The 21,805-nt window shown below is 66.4% G+C and carries 16 protein-coding genes; 5 read left to right on the forward strand and 11 right to left on the reverse strand.

Annotation, left to right across the window (positions count from 1 at the left end):
* Positions 1-1,595, forward strand: a 1,595-nt coding sequence (gene ggt, locus G372_RS0102745; protein WP_020008819.1) for a gamma-glutamyltransferase, incomplete at its 5' end; no start/stop codon positions are given.
* Between the two features lie 129 nt (positions 1,596-1,724).
* Here ggt and rpsT read toward each other — a convergent pair.
* The gene (gene rpsT, locus G372_RS0102750) at positions 1,725-1,994 is read right to left on the reverse strand and encodes a 30S ribosomal protein S20 (protein ID WP_018863226.1); all 270 of its coding nucleotides are present in this window, start codon (positions 1,992-1,994) and stop codon (positions 1,725-1,727) included.
* Between the two features lie 161 nt (positions 1,995-2,155).
* On the opposite strand from rpsT, the gene G372_RS0102755 reads away from it, so the two are divergent.
* Positions 2,156-2,686 carry a DsrE family protein gene (locus G372_RS0102755; RefSeq protein ID WP_018863227.1) on the forward strand — a complete coding sequence of 177 codons (531 nt, stop codon included), beginning with the start codon at positions 2,156-2,158 and terminating at the stop codon, positions 2,684-2,686.
* 46 nt (positions 2,687-2,732) lie between these two features.
* Here the strand turns inward: G372_RS0102755 and uvrD are convergent, their stop codons facing one another.
* Entirely contained in the window at positions 2,733-4,946 is a 2,214-nt protein-coding gene (gene uvrD / locus G372_RS0102760; RefSeq protein WP_019623819.1) for a DNA helicase II, read from the reverse strand.
* A 177-nt stretch (positions 4,947-5,123) separates the two neighbouring features.
* Between uvrD and G372_RS0102765 the strand changes: the two genes are divergently transcribed.
* Together G372_RS0102765 and odhB are read left to right on the forward strand one after the other, a co-directional pair.
* Complete coding sequence (locus tag G372_RS0102765; protein WP_019623820.1) at positions 5,124-7,922, forward strand: 2-oxoglutarate dehydrogenase E1 component; 2,799 nt, start codon at positions 5,124-5,126, stop codon at positions 7,920-7,922.
* A 34-nt stretch (positions 7,923-7,956) separates the two neighbouring features.
* Positions 7,957-9,258, forward strand: a complete 1,302-nt coding sequence (odhB, locus tag G372_RS0102770) for a 2-oxoglutarate dehydrogenase complex dihydrolipoyllysine-residue succinyltransferase (RefSeq protein ID WP_019623821.1) — start codon at positions 7,957-7,959, stop codon at positions 9,256-9,258.
* Positions 9,259-9,404: 146 nt separating this feature from the next.
* Here odhB and ubiB read toward each other — a convergent pair whose 3' ends face one another.
* From ubiB to G372_RS13465, 9 genes are all read right to left on the reverse strand, one after another.
* Positions 9,405-11,090 (reverse strand): ubiquinone biosynthesis regulatory protein kinase UbiB, encoded by a 1,686-nt coding sequence (ubiB, locus tag G372_RS0102775; RefSeq protein ID WP_019623822.1) that lies wholly within the window; start codon positions 11,088-11,090, stop codon positions 9,405-9,407.
* Positions 11,090-11,710 (reverse strand): ubiquinone biosynthesis accessory factor UbiJ, encoded by a 621-nt coding sequence (locus tag G372_RS0102780; protein ID WP_018863232.1) that lies wholly within the window; start codon positions 11,708-11,710, stop codon positions 11,090-11,092. The genes ubiB and G372_RS0102780 overlap by 1 nt, the downstream gene beginning before the upstream one ends.
* Positions 11,711-11,717: 7 nt before the next feature.
* Positions 11,718-12,467 (reverse strand): bifunctional demethylmenaquinone methyltransferase/2-methoxy-6-polyprenyl-1,4-benzoquinol methylase UbiE, encoded by a 750-nt coding sequence (ubiE, locus tag G372_RS0102785; protein ID WP_018863233.1) that lies wholly within the window; start codon positions 12,465-12,467, stop codon positions 11,718-11,720.
* Between the two features lie 2 nt (positions 12,468-12,469).
* Positions 12,470-12,835, reverse strand: coding sequence for a gamma-butyrobetaine hydroxylase family protein (locus G372_RS0102790; RefSeq protein WP_018860968.1), 366 nt, complete (start codon positions 12,833-12,835; stop codon positions 12,470-12,472).
* Between the two features lie 194 nt (positions 12,836-13,029).
* On the reverse strand, positions 13,030-13,935 hold the full coding sequence (locus G372_RS0102795; RefSeq protein ID WP_018863234.1) for a DMT family transporter: 906 nt from the start codon (positions 13,933-13,935) through the stop codon (positions 13,030-13,032).
* A 269-nt stretch (positions 13,936-14,204) separates the two neighbouring features.
* Positions 14,205-15,215 carry a ribonuclease Z gene (locus G372_RS0102800; protein WP_019623823.1) on the reverse strand — a complete coding sequence of 337 codons (1,011 nt, stop codon included), beginning with the start codon at positions 15,213-15,215 and terminating at the stop codon, positions 14,205-14,207.
* A 193-nt stretch (positions 15,216-15,408) separates the two neighbouring features.
* Positions 15,409-15,825 (reverse strand): CBS domain-containing protein, encoded by a 417-nt coding sequence (locus G372_RS0102805; RefSeq protein ID WP_018863236.1) that lies wholly within the window; start codon positions 15,823-15,825, stop codon positions 15,409-15,411.
* 406 nt (positions 15,826-16,231) lie between these two features.
* Positions 16,232-17,776 carry a BCCT family transporter gene (locus G372_RS0102810; RefSeq protein ID WP_019623825.1) on the reverse strand — a complete coding sequence of 515 codons (1,545 nt, stop codon included), beginning with the start codon at positions 17,774-17,776 and terminating at the stop codon, positions 16,232-16,234.
* Positions 17,777-17,798: 22 nt separating this feature from the next.
* Positions 17,799-18,260: a YbhB/YbcL family Raf kinase inhibitor-like protein gene (locus G372_RS13465; protein ID WP_019623826.1), complete on the reverse strand. Its 462-nt coding sequence runs from the start codon at positions 18,258-18,260 to the stop codon at positions 17,799-17,801.
* 740 nt (positions 18,261-19,000) lie between these two features.
* Here G372_RS13465 and G372_RS0102820 point away from each other — a divergent pair.
* A complete protein-coding gene (locus G372_RS0102820) occupies positions 19,001-21,466 on the forward strand; it encodes an NAD-dependent epimerase/dehydratase family protein (RefSeq protein WP_019623827.1) in 2,466 nt (821 codons plus the stop codon).
* The last annotated feature ends 339 nt before the right edge of the window (positions 21,467-21,805 follow it).

Here is a 21,805-nt window from a genome sequence, read left to right on the forward strand (position 1 = left end):
CCGCCGCAGGCGAGCGCATCCTCGCCGCAGGCGGCAACGCGTTCGATGCCGCCGTTGCCGTGACGGCTGCCCTGGGCGTGGTTGAGCCCTATGGCTCCGGTCTGGGCGGGGGTGGTTTTTTCCTGCTCTTTGAGGCGGAGAATGACCGCAGCGTGATGCTGGACGCCCGCGAGACGGCGCCGGGCGAGGCACATCGTGACATGTACCTGGACGACGATGGCGAGGTGGTCGAGGGCCTGTCGCTCGACGGTGTGCTTGCCGCTGGAATCCCCGGTATGCCAGCGGGCCTCGACCACCTGTCCCGCCAGTACGGCAGCCTCGCGCTCGGCGATACGCTGGAGCCGGCGATTCGCCTGGCCGAGGATGGGGTCGAGGTGGGCGGACGCTATAACCAGATGGCGAGTTTCCGCCACCGGGCGCTGCGTAATGGCGCCGACGCCGCGCAGATCTTTCTCGACAACGGGGCTGTGCCGGATGCGGGTATGCGCCTGGTGCAGCCGGATCTGGCCGACACCCTGCGACGCCTGGCCGAAGAGGGCCGCGACGGCTTCTATACCGGGGCCTTGGCCGAGCGGCTGGTCGACGGGGTGCGCGAAGCAGGCGGTATCTGGACGCTGGACGACCTGGCGGACTACGAGGTCGTCGAACGCGACCCCATTCACATCGAGTATCGCGGTGCGCGGATCACCACCGCCTCGCCGCCGTCTTCGGGTGGCGTTGCCCTGGGGCAGATCCTGAACATCCTGTCGTTCTATGACCTCGACGAGCTGGCCCCGGACCTGCGGGCGCACCTGACCATCGAGGCCATGCGTCGCGCCTACCGCGACCGTGCCGAGTATCTCGGTGACCCGGACCACGTCGACATGCCGCTGGAGCGGCTGCTGTCGCGCGACTACGCGGCCGGGTTGCGCGCGACCATCCACCCGGACGAGGCCACACCCAGCCGCTACCTGCCGCTATCGGTGGACCCGCAGGCCGATGTCCCGGACCCGGCGCAGGCCGCCGAGAGCCCGGAGACGACCCATTTCTCCGTGATCGACGCCGACGGCAACCGTGTGGCCGCGACACTGACGCTGAACTACCCGTTCGGCTCCGGCTATGTCGTGCCCGGCACCGGGGTCCTGCTGAACAACGAGATGGACGACTTCTCGGCCAAGCCGGGCGAACCCAATGCCTACGGCCTGATCGGCTTCGAGGCCAACGCGATTGCCCCGTATCGGCGGCCCCTGTCGAGCATGAGCCCGACCTTTGTCGAGACCGACGATCGTGTGGCGATCCTGGGAACCCCGGGCGGCAGCCGCATCATCACCATGGTGCTGCACGGCATCCTGGGTGTGGTGGAGGGCCTGGATGCGGAGGCGATCGTGGAGCAGCCGCGCTATCACCACCAGTACCTGCCAGATCGCGTGGAACACGAGACCAGTGCCTTCGACATGGAGACGCGCGGGCAACTGGTCGCGCGGGGCCACCGCCTGGTGCCGCAGGTACGCCCATTTGGTGACATGCAGGCGATCCTGTGGCATCGCGATGACGGGCGCCTCGAGGCGGCCTCCGATCCACGGGGCGAGGGCGGCGCCCGCGTGCTGTCCGAATAGTTCTCCATTCGCGTCCAGCTGCCTGGCCGGATGTCCACGCACGCAAAAAGCCGCGCCTGGATCATCTCCGGGCGCGGCTCTATTGCGTGCGATCCGGTTCGGGGCCAGGCCCCGAACCGTCAGGGGCAGTTAGCCCTGGGCCAGATCGCGGATACGGGCGTTCAGGCGGCTCTTGTGGCGGGCCGCCTTGTTCCGGTGGATCAGCCCCTTGCTCACGGTCGCGTCGATGACCGGCACGGCCTTCTTGTAGGCCTCGCTGGCTGCCTGGGCATCACCCTGCTGCAGCGGCTTCAGTACGGCCTTCATGGCCGTGCGGAAACGGGAGCGCAGCGCCACGTTGTGAGCGCGATTCTTGACCGCCTGACGGGCCCGCTTACGGGCAGAAGCAATATTCGCCAAAGTACTTCCCTCGCGTTGACTTCGCTAGGTTCTGGAAAAGGCGGCAGAGCATACCGCTGGCCCCGGTTCGCGTCAACCTTGGGGCCCTGGTCCCATGGATGGCATCGCCGGGAAGCGGCGTCTACTGTATAAGGCAAGACCAACCCACAAGGAGAACCACGATGTTTCCGCTCTCCCGCGCCCTTCGAGTTGCCCCCCTGCCCGGTTTCACGATGGCCCTGATGCTGACAGGCCTGCTGTTCGCCGCGCTGGCGTTCACGCCCCGCGCCGAGGCCATGGAACCCGAGGCCAAGGTGGTATATCACGCTGATTTCGAGGACCCCCGGCGCTTCTCCGCGATGCTGACCAGCATCAACAACATGATGACGCACTACCAGAACGAGTTCATGGATGTGGACGTGCGCATCGTGTTCGTGGCGCACGGCATTCGCTTCCTGACGGATGACGACCTGGAAGGCTCGCCCTTCGAGGCCGACGAGGAGCTCAAGGAGCAGCGCGACGAACTGCGTGGCCGGCTGTCCAGCCTCGTCAGCACCCATGGCGTGCAGCTGGAGCTGTGCGAGATCACCCGCAGCCAGATCGGTCTCGACGAAGACCTGGTGTATGACAACGTCGAGTTTGTACCCTCGGGCGTGGTGCGCATCGCCGAGCTCCAGAACGAGAAGGGATTCGCCTACCTCAAGATCGAGTGATCGGTCCTGCAGTCCGTAACCCGAAGCCCCGCCTCGGCGGGGCTTTTTAGTGCTGGCCTAGGACCTCGAGCTTGGCGAAGCCTAACACCAGCCACTTGGATCCGGCGTGGGCGAAGTTCACCTGCACCCGCGCCGAGTTGCCGGAACCCTCGAACTGGGTGATCAAGCCCTCGCCGAACTTCGCGTGGTGCACGCGGGCACCGATGGACAGACCATTGTCGCGGGCCGAGGCATCCGCGGTATCCAATGATCCGAAGCCTGCGGTGCGCTGGCGGCTGGCCGCGAAGCGCCCTGCGCCATATGGCGAGGCCTGCGGGCGCAGCACCTCCAGCGCATCTTCCGGGATCTCGTTGATGAAGCGCGAGGCGACGTTGTAGGACTCGCGGCCGTACAGGCGCCGGGTCTCGGCATGGATCAGGTACAGCTCCTGCTCCGCGCGGGTCATGCCGACGTAGGCCAGGCGGCGTTCTTCCTCCAGCCGCCCCGGCTCCTCCAGCGAACGCGCGTTCGGGAACAGCCCCTCCTCCAGGCCGGTCAGGAAGACCAGCGGGAACTCCAGTCCCTTGGCGGAATGCAGGGTCATCATCTGCACCGCGTCCTCGTGCGGGTCGGCCGCGCCCTCGCCGGCCTCCAGCGCGGCGTGGGCGAGGAACTCGGTCAGGCGATTGCCCTCACCTTCCTCGCTCTCGGCGGTGGGTTCCATGTCGAAGGCGCGCGCCGCGCCCACCAATTCGTCCAGGTTCTCCAGACGCGCCTCGCCGCGCTCGCCCTTTTCCTTCTTGTAGTGCTCGCGCAGCTGGGCGCGCTCGATCGCCTGCTCCACCTGATCGGCCAGCGGCTGACGCGGCAGCTCCTGCTGCAGGGTTTGGATCAGCTGCAAGAAGCCGGCAACCGCATTGCGCGCGCGCCCGGGCAGGGCGTCGGCGTCGACCGCATGGGCTGCTGCCTGGAGCAGGCTGGTGTTCGCTGCCTGGGCCGCCTGTCGCAGCCCCTCCAGGGTCTTTTCGCCGATCCCGCGCGGCGGCTGGTTGACCACGCGCAGGAAGGCGGCGTCGTCATCACCGTTGCCGGCCAGGCGCAGGTAGGCCAGGGCGTCGCGGATCTCCTGGCGCTCGAAAAAGCGCAGGCCGCCGTAGACGCGATAGGGCATACGCCGACCAATAAAGGTCTCCTCCAGCACACGCGACTGGGCGTTGGAGCGATACAGCACCGCGCACTCGCGGTACAGCCCGCCCTGGTCCACGTGGCGGGCGATGGTCTCGGCGACGAAGCGCGCCTCTTCCTGCTCGTTCAACGCGGTGTACAGGCGCACCGGGGCGCCCTCCTTGTCCTCGGTCCACAGCTCCTTGCCGAGGCGGCCGGCGTTGTGGCGGATCAGCGCATTGGCGGCGTTCAGGATGTTGGCGCTGGAGCGGTAGTTCTGCTCCAGGCGCACGACCTGGGTGCCCGGGTAGTCCTTCTGGAAGTGCTGGATGTTCTCGATCTTCGCGCCGCGCCAGCCGTAGATGGACTGGTCGTCGTCGCCGACCGCGAATACCGGGCTGTCGCCGGCCAGCAGGCGCAGCCAGGCGTACTGGATGTCGTTGGTGTCCTGGAACTCGTCGACCAGTACATGGCGAAAACGCGTGCGGTAGTGCTCCAGCAGGGCCTTGTTGTCGCGCAGCAGCTCCAGCGAGCGCAGCATCAGCTCGGCGAAGTCCACCACCCCGGCACGCTCGCAGGCCTGCTGGTAGGTGGTGTAAATGCGCACCCACTGGCGCGCGACGGGGTCACCGGTATCCGGCAGGTGTTCCGGGCGCGAGCCCTCGTCCTTGCGCGCGTTGATGTACCACTGCGCCTGTTTCGGCGGCCAGCGCGCCTCGTCCAGCTCCAGGCCGCGCAGCACGCGCTTGACCATACGCAGCTGGTCGTCGGAGTCGAGGATCTGGAAGCCCTGCGGCAGCCGCGCGTCCTGCCAGTGCTGGCGTAGCAGGCGGTGGGCCAGCCCGTGGAAGGTGCCGACCCACAGCCCGGTGGCCGGGTGGCCCAGCAGCGCCTCGATGCGCCCGCGCATCTCGGCCGCCGCCTTGTTGGTGAAGGTAACCGCCAGCAGGCTGTGCGGGGCCACGCCCTCCACGCCGATCAGCCAGGCGATACGGTGCACCAGCACGCGGGTCTTGCCGGAGCCGGCGCCGGCCAGCACCAGCAGGGGTTGTGGCGGGGCGGCCACGGCCTCGCGCTGGGCCGGGTTCAGGGAATCGAGCAGAGGGGAGACATCCATGCGCGAATGGTAGGGAAACCGGTCCGGAATCGCACGTTCAGCACGCGGGACGTGTGCCTTCCGCCGCGCAAACGCGCTACTCTCGGTCACAGCCGTCATCGGCCCTGCGCGGGGAACCTCGCCGCCGAGACGAGTCCCAAGTAGTAACACCGAGCACGCACTATCGGACCATCGCGAATGAACGACATGCCCTCGCTGCACCGGCTGGATACGCCGGTCTCCGGACAGGAATTGCACCCGGACAACCTGTTTTTTGCCGAGACCCTGCTGGAACGCTACCGCGAGGACCCGGAGTCGGTTCCGCCGGCATGGGCCGACTACTTCCGTTCGCTGGAGGGCGCGCCGCGCCGGGAGCGCCGGCGCTCCATGGACCGCCCGGACCTCGCTCACGAGCAGCTGCAGATTCGTGTGCTGCAGTTCATCAACTCGTATCGCTACCTCGGCCATTTCGGGGCACGCCTGGACCCACTGGAGCGGGAGGCTCCGGAGCCTCCCGTGGAGCTGAGCAGGGAGTACCATGGGCTGGACCGAGTCGGTCCGGATATCCTGTTCGATCCCGGCTCCCTGTTCATCGAGGGGCCTGTTTCCCTGGACACGATCGAGCGGGTGCTGCACGAGACGTACTGCGCGAGTATCGGCGCCGAGTACATGCACATCGCGGCGACCGAGGAAAAGCGCTGGCTGCAGAAGCGTCTGGAATCGGCCCATGGCCACTTCGGCTTTGACGACAAGACGCGACTGGCGATCCTTGAGCGCCTGATCGCGGCCGAAGGGATGGAACGCTATCTGCACCGACGCTATGTCGGACAGAAGCGCTTTTCCCTCGAGGGCGCGGAGAGCCTGATCCCGCTGCTGAATGCGCTGGTCCAGCGCGGTGGCGCTGGCGGGCTGCAGGAGATCGTACTTGGCATGGCGCATCGTGGGCGCCTGAATGTGCTGATCAACCTCTTCGGCAAGGCCCCTTCCGAGCTGGCCGACGAATTCGAGGGGCGCCCTCGCGACGACCGCGGCACCGGCGACGTCAAGTATCACATGGGCTTTTCCTCGAATGTCGAGACGCCCGGTGGTCCGATCCACCTGGCGCTGGCATTCAACCCCTCGCATCTGGAGATCGTGACACCCGTGGTCGAGGGCTCGGTGCGCGCCCGCCAGGTGCGAGTCGGCGACCGCAGGGGCAACCGGGTCATGCCCGTGGTGATCCACGGCGATGCCGCGTTCGCCGGACAGGGCGTGGTCATGGAGACCCTGAACATGTCCCAGACCCGGGGGTTCTCCACCAAGGGCACGGTGCACGTGGTGGTGAACAACCAGATCGGGTTTACCACTTCGACCCTGAAGGACGCTCGTTCGACGCACTACGCGACCGATGTCGCCAAGATGGTGAATGCACCGATTCTGCACGTGAACGGCGACGATCCCGAGGCCGTGGTCTTCGTCACCCAGGTCGCGCTGGACTACCGCATGCGCTTCGGCAAGGACGTGGTGATCGATCTCGTCTGCTACCGCCGCCAGGGTCATAACGAGGCCGACGAGCCGGCCGCCACGCAGCCCCACATGTACCGCCGCATTCGCGACCTGCCGACCACACGCGAGCTCTACGCGCGCACGCTGATCGAGGCCGGGCTGACGGAAGAAAAGGCCCAGGATGAGGCGGTCGAGGCCTATCGAAACCGACTGGAAGCTGGCGAGCCGGTGGCCCTGGCCCTGCACGAGGACGGGCATGGCAGCACGACCAACTGGGGGCCGTACCTGCACCAGACCTGGGACCAGGATGTGGAGACCGGTGTGGCCGCCGACCGGCTATCGCGCATGCTCGACCAGCTGTCGACCCCACCCGAGGGCTTTCAAGTCCATCCGCGCGTGCAGAAGGTCCTCGATACCCGCCGCGCGATGGCCGCGGGCGAGCAGCCGCTGGACTGGGGCGCGGCCGAGACGCTCGCCTACGGGGCGCTGATCCAGGACGGCTATCGCATTCGCCTGTCCGGGCAGGATTCCGGGCGCGGGACGTTCTTCCACCGCCATGCGGTGCTGCACGACCAGGAGACCGGGAAGGCACTGGTGCCGCTGCGTCAGCTGGATCCGGATCATCCGCGCTTCTTGATCATCGATTCGCTGCTGTCCGAGGAGGGCGTACTTGCCTTCGAGTACGGCTACGCGACTGCCGCACCAGAGGCACTGGTGATCTGGGAGGCGCAGTTCGGCGACTTCGTGAACGGTGCCCAGGTGGTGATCGACCAGTTCATCTCCTCTGGCGAACAGAAGTGGGGCCGTCTGTGCGGGCTGACGCTGCTGCTTCCTCACGGTTACGAAGGCCAGGGCCCGGAGCATTCCTCGGCCCGGCCCGAGCGCTTCCTGCAGCTGGCCGCGCAGGAAAACATGCAGGTCTGCGTACCAACCACGCCTGCGCAGATCTTCCATCTGCTACGCCGCCAGATGGTGCGTCCGTACCGCAAACCGCTGGTCGTGATGACGCCAAAGAGCCTGCTGCGGCATCAGGACGCCGTCTCCGATCTCGAGGCGCTGGCGCATGGGCAGTACCAGACCGTGATCGACGATGCGCGCATCGAGGATCCCCAGACCGTCAAGCGCGTGCTGCTGACCAGCGGCCGTATCTACTATGACCTGGCCGCCCGCCAGTCCGAGGGCGGCCACCGCGATGTCGTCATCCTGCGTCTGGAACAGTGCTACCCGTTTCCCGAGGCGCGCCTGACCGAATTGCTCGGGCGCTATCCGCACGCAGAGGAGTTCGTCTGGGTGCAGGACGAACCGGAGAACCAGGGGTATCTGCCGTTTGTCGCCCCGCGCATCAACCCGTTGCTGGCGGTGCGCGGCCAGACGCTGCATGCGGTTGCGCGCCCTCCGGCCGCCGCGCCAGCGGTTGGTTATCCGGAGGTCCACAAGGCGCAGCTGAAGGATCTGCTCGAGCGGGCGTTCGGGCCGATCAGCTCGCGCGACACCCCGCACCCAACGCCCTGAACACAGAAACCAACGCACAGCACAAGGAAGCGAGATGGCATCCGACCTTACCCCGATCGAGGTCCCCGAACTCCCGGAGTCCGTCGCGGATGCGACCGTGGTCGCCCTGCACAAGAAGGCGGGTGACACGGTCAAGCGCGATGAATTGATCGCCGAGCTCGAGACCGACAAGGTCGTGCTCGAGGTCTCCGCCCCATCTGCGGGCACCTTGACGGCACTGGAGGTCAGCGAGGGCGACGTCGTGAAGGCCGATGCGGTGATCGGCTATCTGGGCGCGTCCGACCAAGCGGACGAAAATGATATCGACGTCGAGGAAGAGGTGCCTGCGGCTCCCGCACCGTCCTCTGATGACTCCGGGGAGGCACCCGGACAGCCTGCCCGGCCCGAGGAGGATGCCCCGGCCCGCGACACGGCCACCGGTGCGCCCGGTCGCGCCTCCGGCAACGCACCGCCTCCCAGTCCCGCCGTGCGACGCCTGCTGCAGGAGGCCGGGATCAAGGCCGAAGACGTCGAAGGCACAGGCGAGGACGGCCGCATCCTGCGCGAGGATGTCGAGCGCGAGCAGGCGGCTCGATCGAGCCGTGGCGACAAATCTCCTTCGGGGTCGCCTCCCGGGCGCGAGCCGGCACCGTCCACAGGCGGCATCGAACGCGTTCCGATGACGCGTCTGCGCGCACGCATCGCCGAGCGGCTGCTGGAGGCCAAGCAGTCCACCGCGATGCTGACGACCTTCAACGAGATCGACATGTCCGCGGCGATGGACCTGCGCGCGCGCTACAAGGAGACCTTCGAGAAACGCCACTCGATCAAGCTGGGCTTCATGGGCCTGTTCGTGGCCGCCGCCAGTCGCGCGCTGGAGCGCTTCCCGATCATCAACGCCGCGCTGGATGGCGAGGAGATCGTGTATCACCACTACAGCGACATCGGCATCGCCGTGTCCTCGCCGCGCGGTCTGGTGGTGCCGGTGCTGCGCGATACCGGCAACGCCAGCGTGGCCGACATCGAGCGGCGCATCTGCGACTTCGCCGAGCGCGCCCGCGACGGCAAGCTGGATATCGACGAACTGCGCGGCGGCACCTTCACGATCACCAACGGCGGGGTGTTCGGTTCGCTACTCTCCACCCCGATCGTGAACCCGCCGCAGAGCGCGATACTGGGAATGCATACGATCAAGGAACGTCCCGTTGCGGTAGACGGCGAGGTCGTGATCCGGCCGATGATGTACGTCGCCCTCTCCTACGACCACCGCCTGGTCGACGGGGCCGACGCCGTGCGCTTCCTGGTCGCGATCAAGGACGCAATCGAGGACCCGGCGCGCCTGCTCCTCGACGTCTGACCCCGCCCGCCCCGGACCGCCCCCTGTAGGAGGCCAGCCCTCTGGCCGATAGCGACTTATCCAACGCCCCATCGGCCAGAGGGCTGGCCTCCTACAGTCGGCACCGACACGGCCCGTGACCGAACGGGCGAGTCGACTCGTGGCGTTCAGGTACGATCGACAGGGCGGCGGTACGGGCCTGGACGCAGGCCGAACAGCAGGATAGCGGCACCGACCAGGCCCAGCGGCCAGGCCGGCCAGGCCAGCCCCAGCCAGGTGGCAACGTCCAGCTGGGTCGCCAGTCCCGCCAGCGCGAGCAGTCCCGCACCTCCCCAGGCCTCATGGCGGCGGCGGTTCTGGCGGCGCAGCCCTTCTTCCAGGTCCTGAATCTGCTGGCGCAGGGCGGCGTCACGTTCGGAGCGCTGCTCCTCCACCGTCAGGGCCTTTTCCAGGTGCATGGGCATCTCGGGCAGCTGGGCGAGCAGGCGCGGCAGGTGCTGCTGCGCATTGCGGATGAATGCGCGCACGCCCATGCGCTCGTGCATCCAGTCCTCGATGAACGGCTTGGCGGTGGTCCACAGGTCCAGCTGCGGATACAGCTGGCGGCCCAGGCCTTCGATGTTCAACAGGGTCTTCTGCAGCAGCACCAGCTGCGGCTGCACCTCCATGTTGAAGCGCCGCGCAGTCTGGAACAGGCGCAGCAGCACCTGGCCGAAGGAGATCTCGTCCAGCGGGCGCTGGAAGATCGGCTCGCAGACAGTGCGGATCGCCGCCTCGAATTCGTCCACGCGGGTGTCCTTCGGGACCCAGCCGGACTCCACATGCAGCTCGGCCACGCGCCGGTAGTCGCGGTTGAAGAAGGCGTGGAAATTCTCTGCCAGGTAGCGCTGGTCGGAGTCCAGCAGCGAGCCGACGATGCCGAAGTCCACCGCCAGGTAGGTCGGGTCGTCCGGGTGGGTGGCATCGACGAAGATGTTTCCCGGGTGCATGTCGGCGTGGAAGAAGTTGTGCCGGAACACCTGGGTGAAGAAGATCTCCACCCCGCGCTCGGCCAGCAGCTTCAGATCCACATTACGTTCGCGCAGCGCGGCGATATCCGCGACCGGAATGCCGCCGATGCGCTCCATCACCAGCACGTTGCGGCGGGTGTAGTCCCAGATGATCTCCGGGATGTACAGCAGGTGGCTGTCCTCGAAGTTGCGGTGGATCGCGGCGGCGTTCGCGCCCTCGCGGATCAGGTCCAGCTCGTCGGTGACGGTCTTTTCGTATTCGTCCACCACCTCGCGCGGGCGCAGGCGCTTGGCCTCGGACCAGTAGCGATCGGCCAGGTCCGCGATCAGGTGCATCACCTCGAGATCGGCGCGGATGGTCTTGAGGATGCCGGGGCGCACGACCTTGACCACGACCTCGCGCCCGTCCTGCAGCGTGGCCGCGTGTACCTGGGCGATGGAGGCCGAGGCGATCGGGGTGTCCTCGAACGTGGCGAAGGCGATCTCGATCGGACGCTCGAGTTCGGACTCTATCAGCGCGCGCGCCTGCTCGAACGGGAACGGGGGCACCCGGTCCTGCAACCGGGCCAGCTCCACCGCGATGTCGTCCGGCAGCAGGTCACGCCGGGTGGACAGCATCTGCCCGAACTTGATGAAGATCGGCCCCAGGTCCTCCAGCGCGCGGCGGATGCGCTCGCCGCGCGTACCTTCGGTACGGCGAAACCAGTTCCAGGGCGCGAGGTAGAGCAGGAAGCTGAGTGGGCGCAGCGGCTTTAGCGTGAACAGGATGACATCGAGGCGATAGCGCACCAGGACCCGCGCAATGGTCCACAGCCGCAGCCCCCGGTACAGCGCGCGGCGCATCAGGCCTGCCGGTCGTCAGGTGCGGAGGACTGTGCCTCCAGACGGCGCAGTCGGGCATCAAGGCGAGCAACGCCATCACGCAGGTCGGCGACGTCCTCGGCAAAGGCCTCGAAGGCCCCGCCGGCCGGCAGCCACTCGAGCTCGTCGCGCAGATAGTCGGCGGTATCCTCGGCGGAGCGGCGGCCCAGGTGGCGCAGGCTGCTGCGCGCCTGATCCAGCAGGTGGCGCAGCGGCCCGGCGGCCCCGGCGCCGGCAAAGCGCTCGAACAGCCCCTCCCAGTCGATCCCGGAGTCGCGCAGCGCATGCTGCAGATCGGAGAGGACGGTGGCGTCACCGGTGATGGTCAGCCCGGAGCGGTCGTCACGGCCCAGCGCCGCGGCCAGCGACAGCGGCGAGCCCGCCAGCTGCACATCCACCGGCTCCTCGACACCGCCGATGACCTGCAGGCGATCCGCGGCCCCGACCAGCGAAAGCGCGATCCCCGGCGGTTCGATCACGATCGCGATCGCGCGCCCGGCCAGGCGCGCCCGGTCCTTCTCCGGCGCGCTCGCCAGGTGCTCGTTCAGCGCGACCTCGATCAGGGCCGTGAACGGACTGGGCAGTGCGATGGGTTCGGCCATGAAAACGCTACAGTTTCGTGCCGCGGTGCAGGGCGACGATGCCGCCGGTCAGGTTGTCATACTCGACCCGCTCCAGCCCGGCATCGCGCATCATCCCGGCCAGGGTCTCCTGATCCGGATGCATGCGGATGGACTCCGCCAGGTAGCGATAGCTGTCCGCATCGTTTGCGACCAGCTTGCCCATCAGCGGCAGCATCTTGAATGAATAGACATCGTAGATCGGGCGCAGCGGCGCCATCGGCTGCGAGAACTCCAGCACCAGCACGCGCCCGCCCGGCTTGATCACCCGGCGCATCTCGGCCAGCGCGCGCTCCTTGCGGGTCACGTTGCGCAGGCCAAAGGCGATGGTCACGCGGTCGAAGTAGTCATCCGGATAGGGCAGCTGCTCGGCGTCCGCCTGCACGAAATCGAGGTTGCCCACATGGCCCTCGTCCAGCATGCGGTCGCGCCCGGCCTCCAGCATCGAGGCATTGATGTCGCAGACCACGATCTGCCCCTTCGCCCCGACGCGCGGGGCAAAGGCCCCGGCCAGGTCCCCGGTGCCCCCGGCCAGGTCCAGGATCTTCATGCCCGGGCGCACGCCGGTGCGCTCCAGCGTGTAGCGCTTCCAGATACGATGGATGCCCATCGACATCAGGTCGTTCATCACGTCGTAGCGCGAGGCGACCGAGTGGAACACCTCGCCGACCCGCGAGGCCTTCTCGGACTCGGGGACGCTCTGGTAGCCGAAGTGGGTCTTGCCGGGCTCTTCTTTCATCGTCAGTGCGTCTTGCGCTCGTGGCCGGCTTCTTTCAGCCGATCCAGGTAATCCTGCCACAGACTTTCCTGCTCCGTGCCGAGCTTGTGCAGATAGTCCCAATCATAGATGCCGGTGTCGTGGCCGTCAGAGAACTCCAGCTTCACCGCATAGTTACCGACCGGCTCGATCCCGGTGATGTTCACATCCTCCTTGCCCACCTGCAGCACCTCCTGGCCCGGCCCGTGCCCGCGCACCTCGGCCGAGGGCGAGTACACCCGCAGAAATTCGCAGGGCAGCTCGAAATGCGAGCCATCGGAGTAGGTCAGCTCCAGGATGCGCGACTTCTGATGCAACTGGATATCGGTGGGTCGGTGCTTACTGCTCATGCGGCCTCCAGAATCCTCGGGTCCGGGCGGGCCCGGTAAGATCTTGCGTGACCGCCTAAAGCGGCCATCGTCAAAGGACTGCGAGGATACCAGCCCTGCAGGCCAGCGTGGCATCTCCCCGCGCATCGCAGGCCCGCCCCCGGGAGGATGCATCGCACGGGCGATCCGGGACTATGTGCGAGAGCGTTGCTCGGCTACCCGGCGTCGCGGCCCCGCTCGGGGACGGGGGGCGGGGTGGCACGGGAGGAGACGCTGAGGGCGGTGACTGTGACCAGGATCAGGGCCATCCCGATGATCTGAACCAGTGCCAGGCTCTCGTGCAGGATCACCACACCGAACAGTGTGGCCGTGACCGGCTCGATCATTGCCACGATCGACGCGACTGCGGGAGCCGTGGTCCGCAGCCCGTTGATGTAGAAGGCGAACGACAGGCCGGCGCCGAAGACGCCGAGCGCAACGAACAACGGCCAGTCGGTGGTGGTCAGGACGGCGGCCATCTGCGTGTTGTCGCCCGGCAGCATCAGCAGGATAACGAGTACGCCGAAGGCGATCGTGAGAATCGCCTGGGGGCTGCCGTGCTGGCCGGCGTACTTGAAGCCGAAGATGAAGATCGCGTAGGACAGGCCCGCAAGCAGGCCGGCACCGGCCCCGATCAGCGTCACGCCCCCCGCTCCGGTGTCGTAGATCTGGGTGAGCAGGACGATGCCCACCATAACCATCGCGATGGCCACCAGCTTGAGCGTGGTCGGGGTTTCCAGCCTCAGGGCGAAGGAGATGATGTAGACAAACACCGGGGCGCAGTACATCAGCGTGGCCGCGACCGCCACGCTGCCGTGCGCAATGCTGAGAAAATAGAACGCGAAGTTGCCGGCAACACCCAGCCCGGCCACGGCGGACCAGAACCACATCTTGCCGCTGCCCAGTCCACTGCCGCCCGGGCGCCAGGCGAGCCAGATCAGCACGAACAGCAGGCCAATGGCGCCGCGGTAGAACGAGACCACGAAGGCGTCCCAGCCGTCGGCCATCAGGATGCCGCCGATCCCGCCCGACAGCCCCCAGAAAAAGGCTGCCAGCACCACCAGTCCCACACCCAGGCCCATCAAGAGCTCCCTTTGATCGTTTTTTTACGAAACGGGCCGCCATCGGGGACGGCCATAGCCGAGCTGCATCGACAACACGCCGAACCGCTGGTTAGAGCGGTGCCGACATCCCGCTTGGGCCTATGCAGGATACGCGGCCTGAAAGGTGAATCCAGACGGGGGAATCCGACTATGGCTTTTCCCACCGCTCCGTTGGCGGGGCAAGAAGCGGCCCGGCGATGATCGGGCCACAGTGACCCGCGGGCGACAGACAGGGGCCCTAGCGCACGTCAGTAACCATCGAAGGCCGCGAGGACTTCGGCTTCCAGGACAGGCTCGTCTCCACTGTGGCGCGGCGAGAAATGGAAAGGAATGACCCGCCGCACACCAGCCTCGCGGGCCAGCCGCCCGGCCTGGCGCGCAGTCAGGTGGGCGGTGGCCGCTGCTCGAGGGGCAGCGGCATCGAGAAATGGGGCCTCGATGTAGAACAGGTCGGCGCCGCGGGCCAGTGCCACGATGGCGCGGCGGTTGGCCTCATGGAAGGCGACATCGGTGACGTAGGCGATCTTCTGCCCGCGTGTTTCCTGCAGCACCTCCTGACGCAGGTAGCCGAGCGGCAGCTCGCGCCGGTGCTCGCCGTGGCGGTCGTGCCAGGCGATTTCCACCGGGGTGTCGTCGGGCGCCTCCTCCCGAACCAGGCGCTTCAGGTGCGCGAGCCACGGCCCGGTCGGCAGGCCGAGGGCATCCAGCCGGTTGCGCCAGACATTGATGTGGGTCTTTTCCTCCAGCATGAAGCCGAGACAGGGGATGCCGTGATCGAGCTGTGCCGCGCGGATGCGGAAACCCGGTTCGTCGAGTAACACCCCGCCGGCAAATGCCGGCGGGGCGACATCCTGGCGGCGGAAGTTGTCGCCGGAACGAAACCGGGCGCGGGCATGGCGACCGTCTGCGGCGAACTCACTGACTTCAAACACCAGTTCGGTGGTGTAGTTGTGCAGCAGGTTCCAGGTGTAGCCCTGCAGGTGGTGGCCAGCATGCTCGATCAGGCCCGGTGGGCCGTGCAGCCGCAGGTGTGCATCGCGCCCGAGCAGCAGCCGCAGCAGGGTATCGAAGCCGATGAAGTGGTCCATGTGAGCGTGCGAAATGAACACATCCGACAACCGCAGCGCACGGCGCGGGGGCAGAGCACTCAACTCGCCGAGGTCGAACATCAGCGCGCGGCGCTGGAACAGGAAGTCGATATAGAGGGCCGGGTCGCCACAGGGGCCGTTGATCAGATGCGGATGGAACAGTGGCGTCACCGGCGATCGACCTCGTGGATGGCCCCGGGAGGACTTCGGGCATCATGGTTCCATTCTAGTCCACCCATCTCGCCAGACCGCTTGGTTGCCGCTGATTACCGGGACCAGCGGCATAGCCGTTTGCGGCCACAGGGACCCGCAAGCGCGGTCACCGCCTGGTCCGCCCGACACACTTTCTCGGCACGTATGGGGCTTAGTGGTGCGCGGAAACCGCAGCCGCAAACTCGCCGCAAAGCTCGTGAGGCGCCGAGTGGGAGATATCGCCCAGGGACAGCATGCCGACCATCCGCTTGTCCTTGTTCATGACGGGCAAGCGACGGATCTCGCGCTCCTCCATGAGGTGTACGGCGTGCTCGAGTTCATCGTCCTCGAAGCAGTAGATGATCCCGGAGGTCATGACATCGCGCGCCGTGAGGGACGCAACCTCTTTGCCTTCGGCGATGCCGCGGCAGACGATGTCGCGGTCGGTCAGCATGCCGATCAGGCGGTCGTTCTCGCCTATGGGGACTGCACCAATGTCCTTCTCGCGGAGCAGCTTTGCGATCTCGACGATCGGGGTATCCGGAGCGCACCACTCCACTCCAGTGTGCATCGCTGATTTGACGTGCATCGCCTTGCCCTCGTTGCATGAAGCTCTCTCACCTATATAGCAAAAGGATTCAGCTCTGTCGGTGCCAATAATCTGATGATTTCGGGTCCTGCCCCGGAACCTGGACGTGAACACGGCCGCGACACGCACCCCGGCGCGGGAACACTGGAGCATTGCCACGGCGCTGCCCTGCGGCCGTATCCGTACCACCCTTCACGATTCCCCTCTGTGGCCCCCTGCGCGCGGGGCAGATCCTGGCACGGAAGGGCCTGGGCGAGTTCCAGTTGCTGTTGGACGACAACGTGTTCCGAAGGTCGTGACCAGCCTGAACAAGCAGCCACCCTTCAGCGTCCTCGGTCTACCTGAGGGCAACCTTGAGAGATCACACCTAACGGCTCGCGGGGGCGGCAGTGGAGTGCACGTCGCTCTATGGCCAGGGCGGCTGGACGCCCTCCACGCGGTACTCGCGCCGCAGGGCACGGTAGAGGTTGTAGGAAATGAACAACAGGATCACCGTGAAGGGCAGGCCGGCGGCGATGGAGCCGGTCTGCAGGCTGCGCAGGGCCTGCTCGCCGCCCACGATCAGCAGCGTGGCCGCCACGGCACCCTCGGTGATGCCCCAGATGACACGCTGGCGGGTTGGGGAGCGTTTGCTGCCACGGGAGACCAGGGCATCCACGACATGGGTCCCCGAGTCGGAGGAGGTGATGAAGTAGGTGGCGATCAGGATGGTGGCCAGAAGCGAGAACAGGAACTCCAGGGGCAGCTGCTGGAGGGTCATGTAGAGCGCGAGCGTCTCGTCCTCGGCCACGGCCTGGGCGATGCCGGCCCCACCGGCGGTGAAATGCTCCAGATGGAGGGCCGTCCCGCCGAACATCGCCATCCAGGCGAACACGAAAAGCACTGGCATCAGCAGGACGCCGCCCACGAATTCCCGGATGGTGCGCCCGCGAGAGACCCGCGCGATGAAGATGCCGACGAAGGGCGACCAGGCGATCCACCAGCCCCAGTAGAAGATCGTCCATTCCTTGTGCCATTCGGATTCGCCCACCGCGTCGGTCCACAGGCTCAGGTGCAGGAACTGCTGCAGGTAATGGCCGCTGCTGTCGATCAACAGGCGAATGTTGAACAAGGTTGGCCCGGAGATCAGGAGGAAGAGCATCAGGGTCAGCGCCAGAACCAGGTTGAAGATGCTGAGCCATTTCAGTCCCTTGTGGAGACCGGAAACCACCGAGAGAACGGCGATGCTGGTAATCGCGGCAATCAGCCCGACCTGGTGCCAGACCGAGACCGGCATGCCGAACAGGACGTTCAGCCCCGTATTGAACTGCATTACCCCCAACCCCAGGGATGTGGCGAGCCCGAAAATGGTCCCGAAAATGGCCAGGATGTCGATGGTGTGACCGATGGGGCCGTAGATGCGGTCCCCGAGCTGGGGGTAGAAGATGGAGCGGATGGTCATGGGCAAGCGGTAGCGGAAGCTGAAATAGGCCAGAGACAGGCCCATGACCACATAGATTGCCCAGGAGTGCAGGCCCCAGTGGAAGAAGGTCAGCACCATCGCCTGATCCAGCGCCTCCAGCGTGCCGCCTTCTCCCCGCGGCGGGTTCTGGTAATGGAGGATAGGCTCGGCGATGCCCCAGAACAGTAGCCCGATGCCCATGCCCGCGCTGAACAGCATGGCGAACCAGGCGAAGAAGCTGAACTCCGGCCGCTCGTCCACGTCTCCCAGGCGGATGGATCCGTAACGGCTGAACAGCAGCCACAACACGAAGCCCACGAAGAAGGTGACGGCCAGAATGTAGAACCAGCCCAGGTATTCGGTGATGAAGTCGTGGATCGCGTCGAAGGTCTGCGCCGCGTTTTCGGGCAGGGCGGCCCCGTACAGCACGAACGAAACGACGATCACCGCAGCCCCGGTGAAGACCGGGGCATTGACTGTCTTGAAAAATGCCTTCAGCCAGTCGATCACGACGGCGGCGAGAGGCTGGCCATCATGAGCCGCCCTCTTCCTCGTCCTCGTGGCGGAAATAGCCCGTCAAGGTGGTCTCGGCCAGGACGTGCCCGGACATGGCCTGCTCCACCTGGTCGCGCCACGCGTTCGGCCCTACCTCCAGTGTAGTATCCAGCGCACAGAGCCGGAACCGATACCGGTGGGTGCCTGCGGGCGGGGCCGGTCCGGTGTAGTGGGCCTTGCCGAAGCCGTTCAACCCGCTCCGGGCCTCGTCGGGGACGTGGACGGCATCGATATAGGAGGTCTCTGGCGGCAGATTCCAGAGCAGCCAGTGGGTGACCGGACCGATGGCCGCGTCGATGTCCTCAAAGATCAGGACCAGACTCTTGCTGCCGGTCGGAGTGCCCCGGATGTCCAGCGGCGGGACGTCGTTTTCTTCGGGTGCGCTGAATTTTGCCGGTATCGGTCCGCCATCCTCGAAAGCATTGCTGGATAGTTCCATGATCAGGCTCCCGGGCTGGGGACGGGGCGGCCTGCGGACAGATACCGAGACCCTACCTGAATATAATCTTCATCGCGGTATTATTCATGCAAGCCGGATATCGGCGGCGCCGATGCCCGGCTTGCCACACGCAACATCGGCAGGCGCTGCGCACACACGTGCGGCGTCGAACGGCATCGCGGACAATTCGCTCGTCCGGGCAACTCCCTCGAGCCCGATCACTGCGCCGTCTCCCGTGCCTCCCGGCGCGACCAGCCGGCACTTGCATCCCGGGTCATGGTCCCTGAGTCCCGGGGCCCTCGTTGCTCCGTTTTCTTCTTGCTCCTTCCAGCGCGCCGAGCGCTGGAAATGGCCAATATCTCGTCCATACTCCAGAGACCATGACCGGCCAGTGCCGATCCAGCGCGGATGATGGTTCCATCAGGGCAGTGCGAACAGGCTGACCGCGCCGCGCGCATACGAGACGGCACCGCATTGCGGCCGGTCATTGCCCCCGCGGGGATAGCCTGCATGCGAAGAAGCACGTTGCGGACCATCTCCGCGGATCAACGTAACGCGCGACAAGGCCACCGACGGGGGCGGGATGCCATGGCACGAGAGGAGATCAAACCTGGCCTCGACGTGGGGCGCCGTCACCTGCAACGCGGCATTCGCCACCCACACCCCACGCCATCCGATACCACCGGCCAGGCCGCGGGCGGGTTTCCAGAGAACGCCATCCATCTGGAGCGGGACACGCAATGACGCCTCCAGCAAAACCCATCATTGTGATCACCGGGGCCGCCGGCAACATTGGCAGCGCGCTGATCCGGGGGTTGCAATCCGACTACTTCGTGGTGGGGCTCGACCTGGTAGCCGCGAAAGAGGCAGACCTTGCCTACACCGTTGATCTGACTTCCGAGGAGTCAGTGTCCCGGGCCCTGGAAAAGATGGCCCAGGGTCGCACGCGCAAGATCGCGGCAGTGATTCATCTCGCCGCGTATTTCGACTTTACCGGCGAGGACTCGCCGGCCTACCAGGCCGTCAACGTCGACGGCACCCGCAACCTGCTCAAGGCCCTGCAGAACTTCGAGGTCGAGCGTTTCATCTATTCCAGCACCATGCTGGTGCACGCCCCGACCGTGCCCGGGCACAAGATCACCGAGGACAGCCCCCTCGGGCCGCGCTGGGTCTACCCGCAATCCAAGCTGGATGCCGAAGCGGCGATTGAAAAGCACGCGGGTGATATCCCCTACACCCTGTTGCGCCTGGCCGGGCTGTATGACGAGCAGACCTGTGTGCCCACATTGGCCCACCAGATTGCCCGGATCTACGAGCGCGACATGGAGAGCCACCTCGGCACGGGCGACACCAGCGTGGGACAGGCATTCGTTCATGTCGAGGACATGATCGATGCGTTCCTGCGCACCGTCGAGCGCCGCACCGAGCTCCCGCAACGCCATGCGCTGCTGATCGGGGAGAATCACACCGAAAGCTACGAGGCGCTGCAGAACCGCATCGCCGCACTGCTGCACGGCGTGGACGACTGGCGCACCATCGTCGTCCCGGGGCCCCTGGCCAAGACCGGCGCATGGATGGAGGAAAAACTCGCTCCGGTAATCCCGGAGGATTTCGAAAAGGGGCGTACGCCGTTCATCCGGCCGTTCATGATCGATCTGGCATCGGACCACTACGACCTCGACGTCAGCCGCGCGGAAGAATTGGTCGGCTGGCGCCCGCGGCACTACATCTACGACGGCCTCGCGAAGATCACGGCGAACCTGAAGGAAGACCCGGCCACTTGGTATACGGCGAACCGCATTGATCCGCCGCACTGGGTGGATACCACCACCCCAAGCGGCCACGAGGCGGACAAGCTCCGCCACCGGCACGAGACCGCCTACGCGCGCGAGCATTACCACAACATTTGGGCGCCCATGCTGACCGTGGGCCTGGGAGGCTGGCTGGTAACGTCGCCAGCGACCCTCGGTTACGATTCCACCGCAATGGCGGCCAGCGACATCGTCGCCGGGCTGGTGCTGACGGCATTCGCATTGCTCTCGCTGTCCGTACACCAGCGCTGGGCTCGCTGGGCAAGCGCCGCGGTCGGCGTCTGGCTGCTGTTCGCGCCGCTGGTCTTCTGGGTGCCGAGCGCGGCCGCCTACCTGAACGGCACCCTGGTGGGGATGCTGGTCATCGGCCTGGCCGCGGCCGTACGCCCCGCGCCCGGCATCTCGCCGGTGGCGGCGACCACCGGCCCCACCGCGCCACCGGGATGGAACAACAACCCTTCGGACTGGTTCCAGCGCATCCCGGTCATTGCGCTCGCCTTCGTCGGCTTTTTCCTGGCCCGCCACATGGCGGCCTACCAGCTCGGCCACATCGACGCCGCCTGGGAACCGTTCTTCGCTGGCACGCGTCCCGGCCTCAGCGGCACCGAAGATGTCGTCACGTCGGAGGTTTCCGAGGCCTGGCCCATTCCCGATGCCGGCCTCGGAGCCATTGTCTATGCCCTGGAGATCCTGATCGGGCTGATGGGGGCGGCCAACCGCTGGCGCACCATGCCCTGGGTGGTCGCGGCCTTCGGTGTGCTGATCGTGCCACTCGGCATCGTCTCGATCACCTTCATCATTATCCAGCCCATCGTCATCGGCACCTGGTGCACACCCTGCCTGATTGCCGCCGCGGCGATGCTGTTGCAGATCGCCTACGCGTCCAACGAGTTCGTCGCCAGCGGCGAGTTCCTGTACCGCCGCTACATGCTTGGTCGCCCGGTACTGAAGATCTTCTTCGTCGGCGATACCGATACCGGCCGCTCGGGCGTGGGCCGGGATGACTTCCGTCAGCCGGCGCTGCAGATCCTGAAGCAATCGTTCGGCACGGGCGTGGGCCTGCCGTGGAACCTGGCGCTGTGCATGCTGATCGGGGGCGGGCTGATGCTCACCCGGGTCACGCTCGGCCATGACGGCGGCCTCGCCGACTGGGACCACCTGATCGGCGCCATGGTGATCACCGCCGCGGCGATCTCCATGGGTGAAGTGGCGCGGCCAGTGCGTTTCCTGATCATCCCGCTGGCACTGCCACTGTTCGTGACACCATTCATCTACGGGGCCGGGGCACTGTCGATCGTCGCCAGCCTGGCCAGTGCCGTGGCCCTGATCGCGCTGTGTATCCGCCGCGGCCCGATCCGTGGCCGCTACGGTCACTGGACCCGCTGGATCGTTTGAGCCTCCGCTGCGGGCACGGTCATCAATGGACGTGCCCCTGCGCCACCCGGATGTGCGCGATGCGCGGAATGCCGGGGCGAGCGGCAGGGCCACTTGGCCTATCATCTGGACATGGATGCACTGCTCGGAACAGAAGGCGCGCTGCGAAACAGCATGGGGGTACCGCCGCGGCCACGAAGGCCAGCCCGGTGATCATCACCGCGGACACCGCCACCACTGACCGGGCAGGGTCGCAGCATGGGTGCATCGAGGATGCGGCACCCCCGTATGTACCGCTGTACCGCGTACGCGCGCACGGGCAGAATGCTTTCGCCTCGACAGAGGTCTCTCGCAGCGCAC

The sequence above is a fragment of the Thioalkalivibrio thiocyanoxidans ARh2 genome, assembly GCF_000385215.1.
GTDB lineage: Bacteria > Pseudomonadota > Gammaproteobacteria > Ectothiorhodospirales > Ectothiorhodospiraceae > Thioalkalivibrio > Thioalkalivibrio thiocyanoxidans.

Excerpts from the sequence above, each read along its gene's own strand:
- G372_RS0102805 (WP_018863236.1), bottom strand. The coding sequence starts at position 15,825 with ATGCACGTCAAATCAGCGATGCACACTGGAGTGGAGTGGTGCGCTCCG.
- G372_RS0102755 (WP_018863227.1), top strand. The coding sequence starts at position 2,156 with ATGTTTCCGCTCTCCCGCGCCCTTCGAGTTGCCCCCCTGCCCGGTTTC.
- ubiB (WP_019623822.1), bottom strand. The coding sequence starts at position 11,090 with ATGCGCCGCGCGCTGTACCGGGGGCTGCGGCTGTGGACCATTGCGCGG.
- G372_RS0102765 (WP_019623820.1), top strand. The coding sequence starts at position 5,124 with ATGAACGACATGCCCTCGCTGCACCGGCTGGATACGCCGGTCTCCGGA.
- odhB (WP_019623821.1), top strand. The coding sequence starts at position 7,957 with ATGGCATCCGACCTTACCCCGATCGAGGTCCCCGAACTCCCGGAGTCC.
- G372_RS13465 (WP_019623826.1), bottom strand. The coding sequence starts at position 18,260 with ATGGAACTATCCAGCAATGCTTTCGAGGATGGCGGACCGATACCGGCA.
- G372_RS0102820 (WP_019623827.1), top strand. The coding sequence starts at position 19,001 with ATGACGCCTCCAGCAAAACCCATCATTGTGATCACCGGGGCCGCCGGC.
- G372_RS0102790 (WP_018860968.1), bottom strand. The coding sequence starts at position 12,835 with ATGAGCAGTAAGCACCGACCCACCGATATCCAGTTGCATCAGAAGTCG.
- ubiE (WP_018863233.1), bottom strand. The coding sequence starts at position 12,467 with ATGAAAGAAGAGCCCGGCAAGACCCACTTCGGCTACCAGAGCGTCCCC.
- uvrD (WP_019623819.1), bottom strand. The coding sequence starts at position 4,946 with ATGGATGTCTCCCCTCTGCTCGATTCCCTGAACCCGGCCCAGCGCGAG.
- G372_RS0102780 (WP_018863232.1), bottom strand. The coding sequence starts at position 11,710 with ATGGCCGAACCCATCGCACTGCCCAGTCCGTTCACGGCCCTGATCGAG.
- G372_RS0102795 (WP_018863234.1), bottom strand. The coding sequence starts at position 13,935 with ATGGGCCTGGGTGTGGGACTGGTGGTGCTGGCAGCCTTTTTCTGGGGG.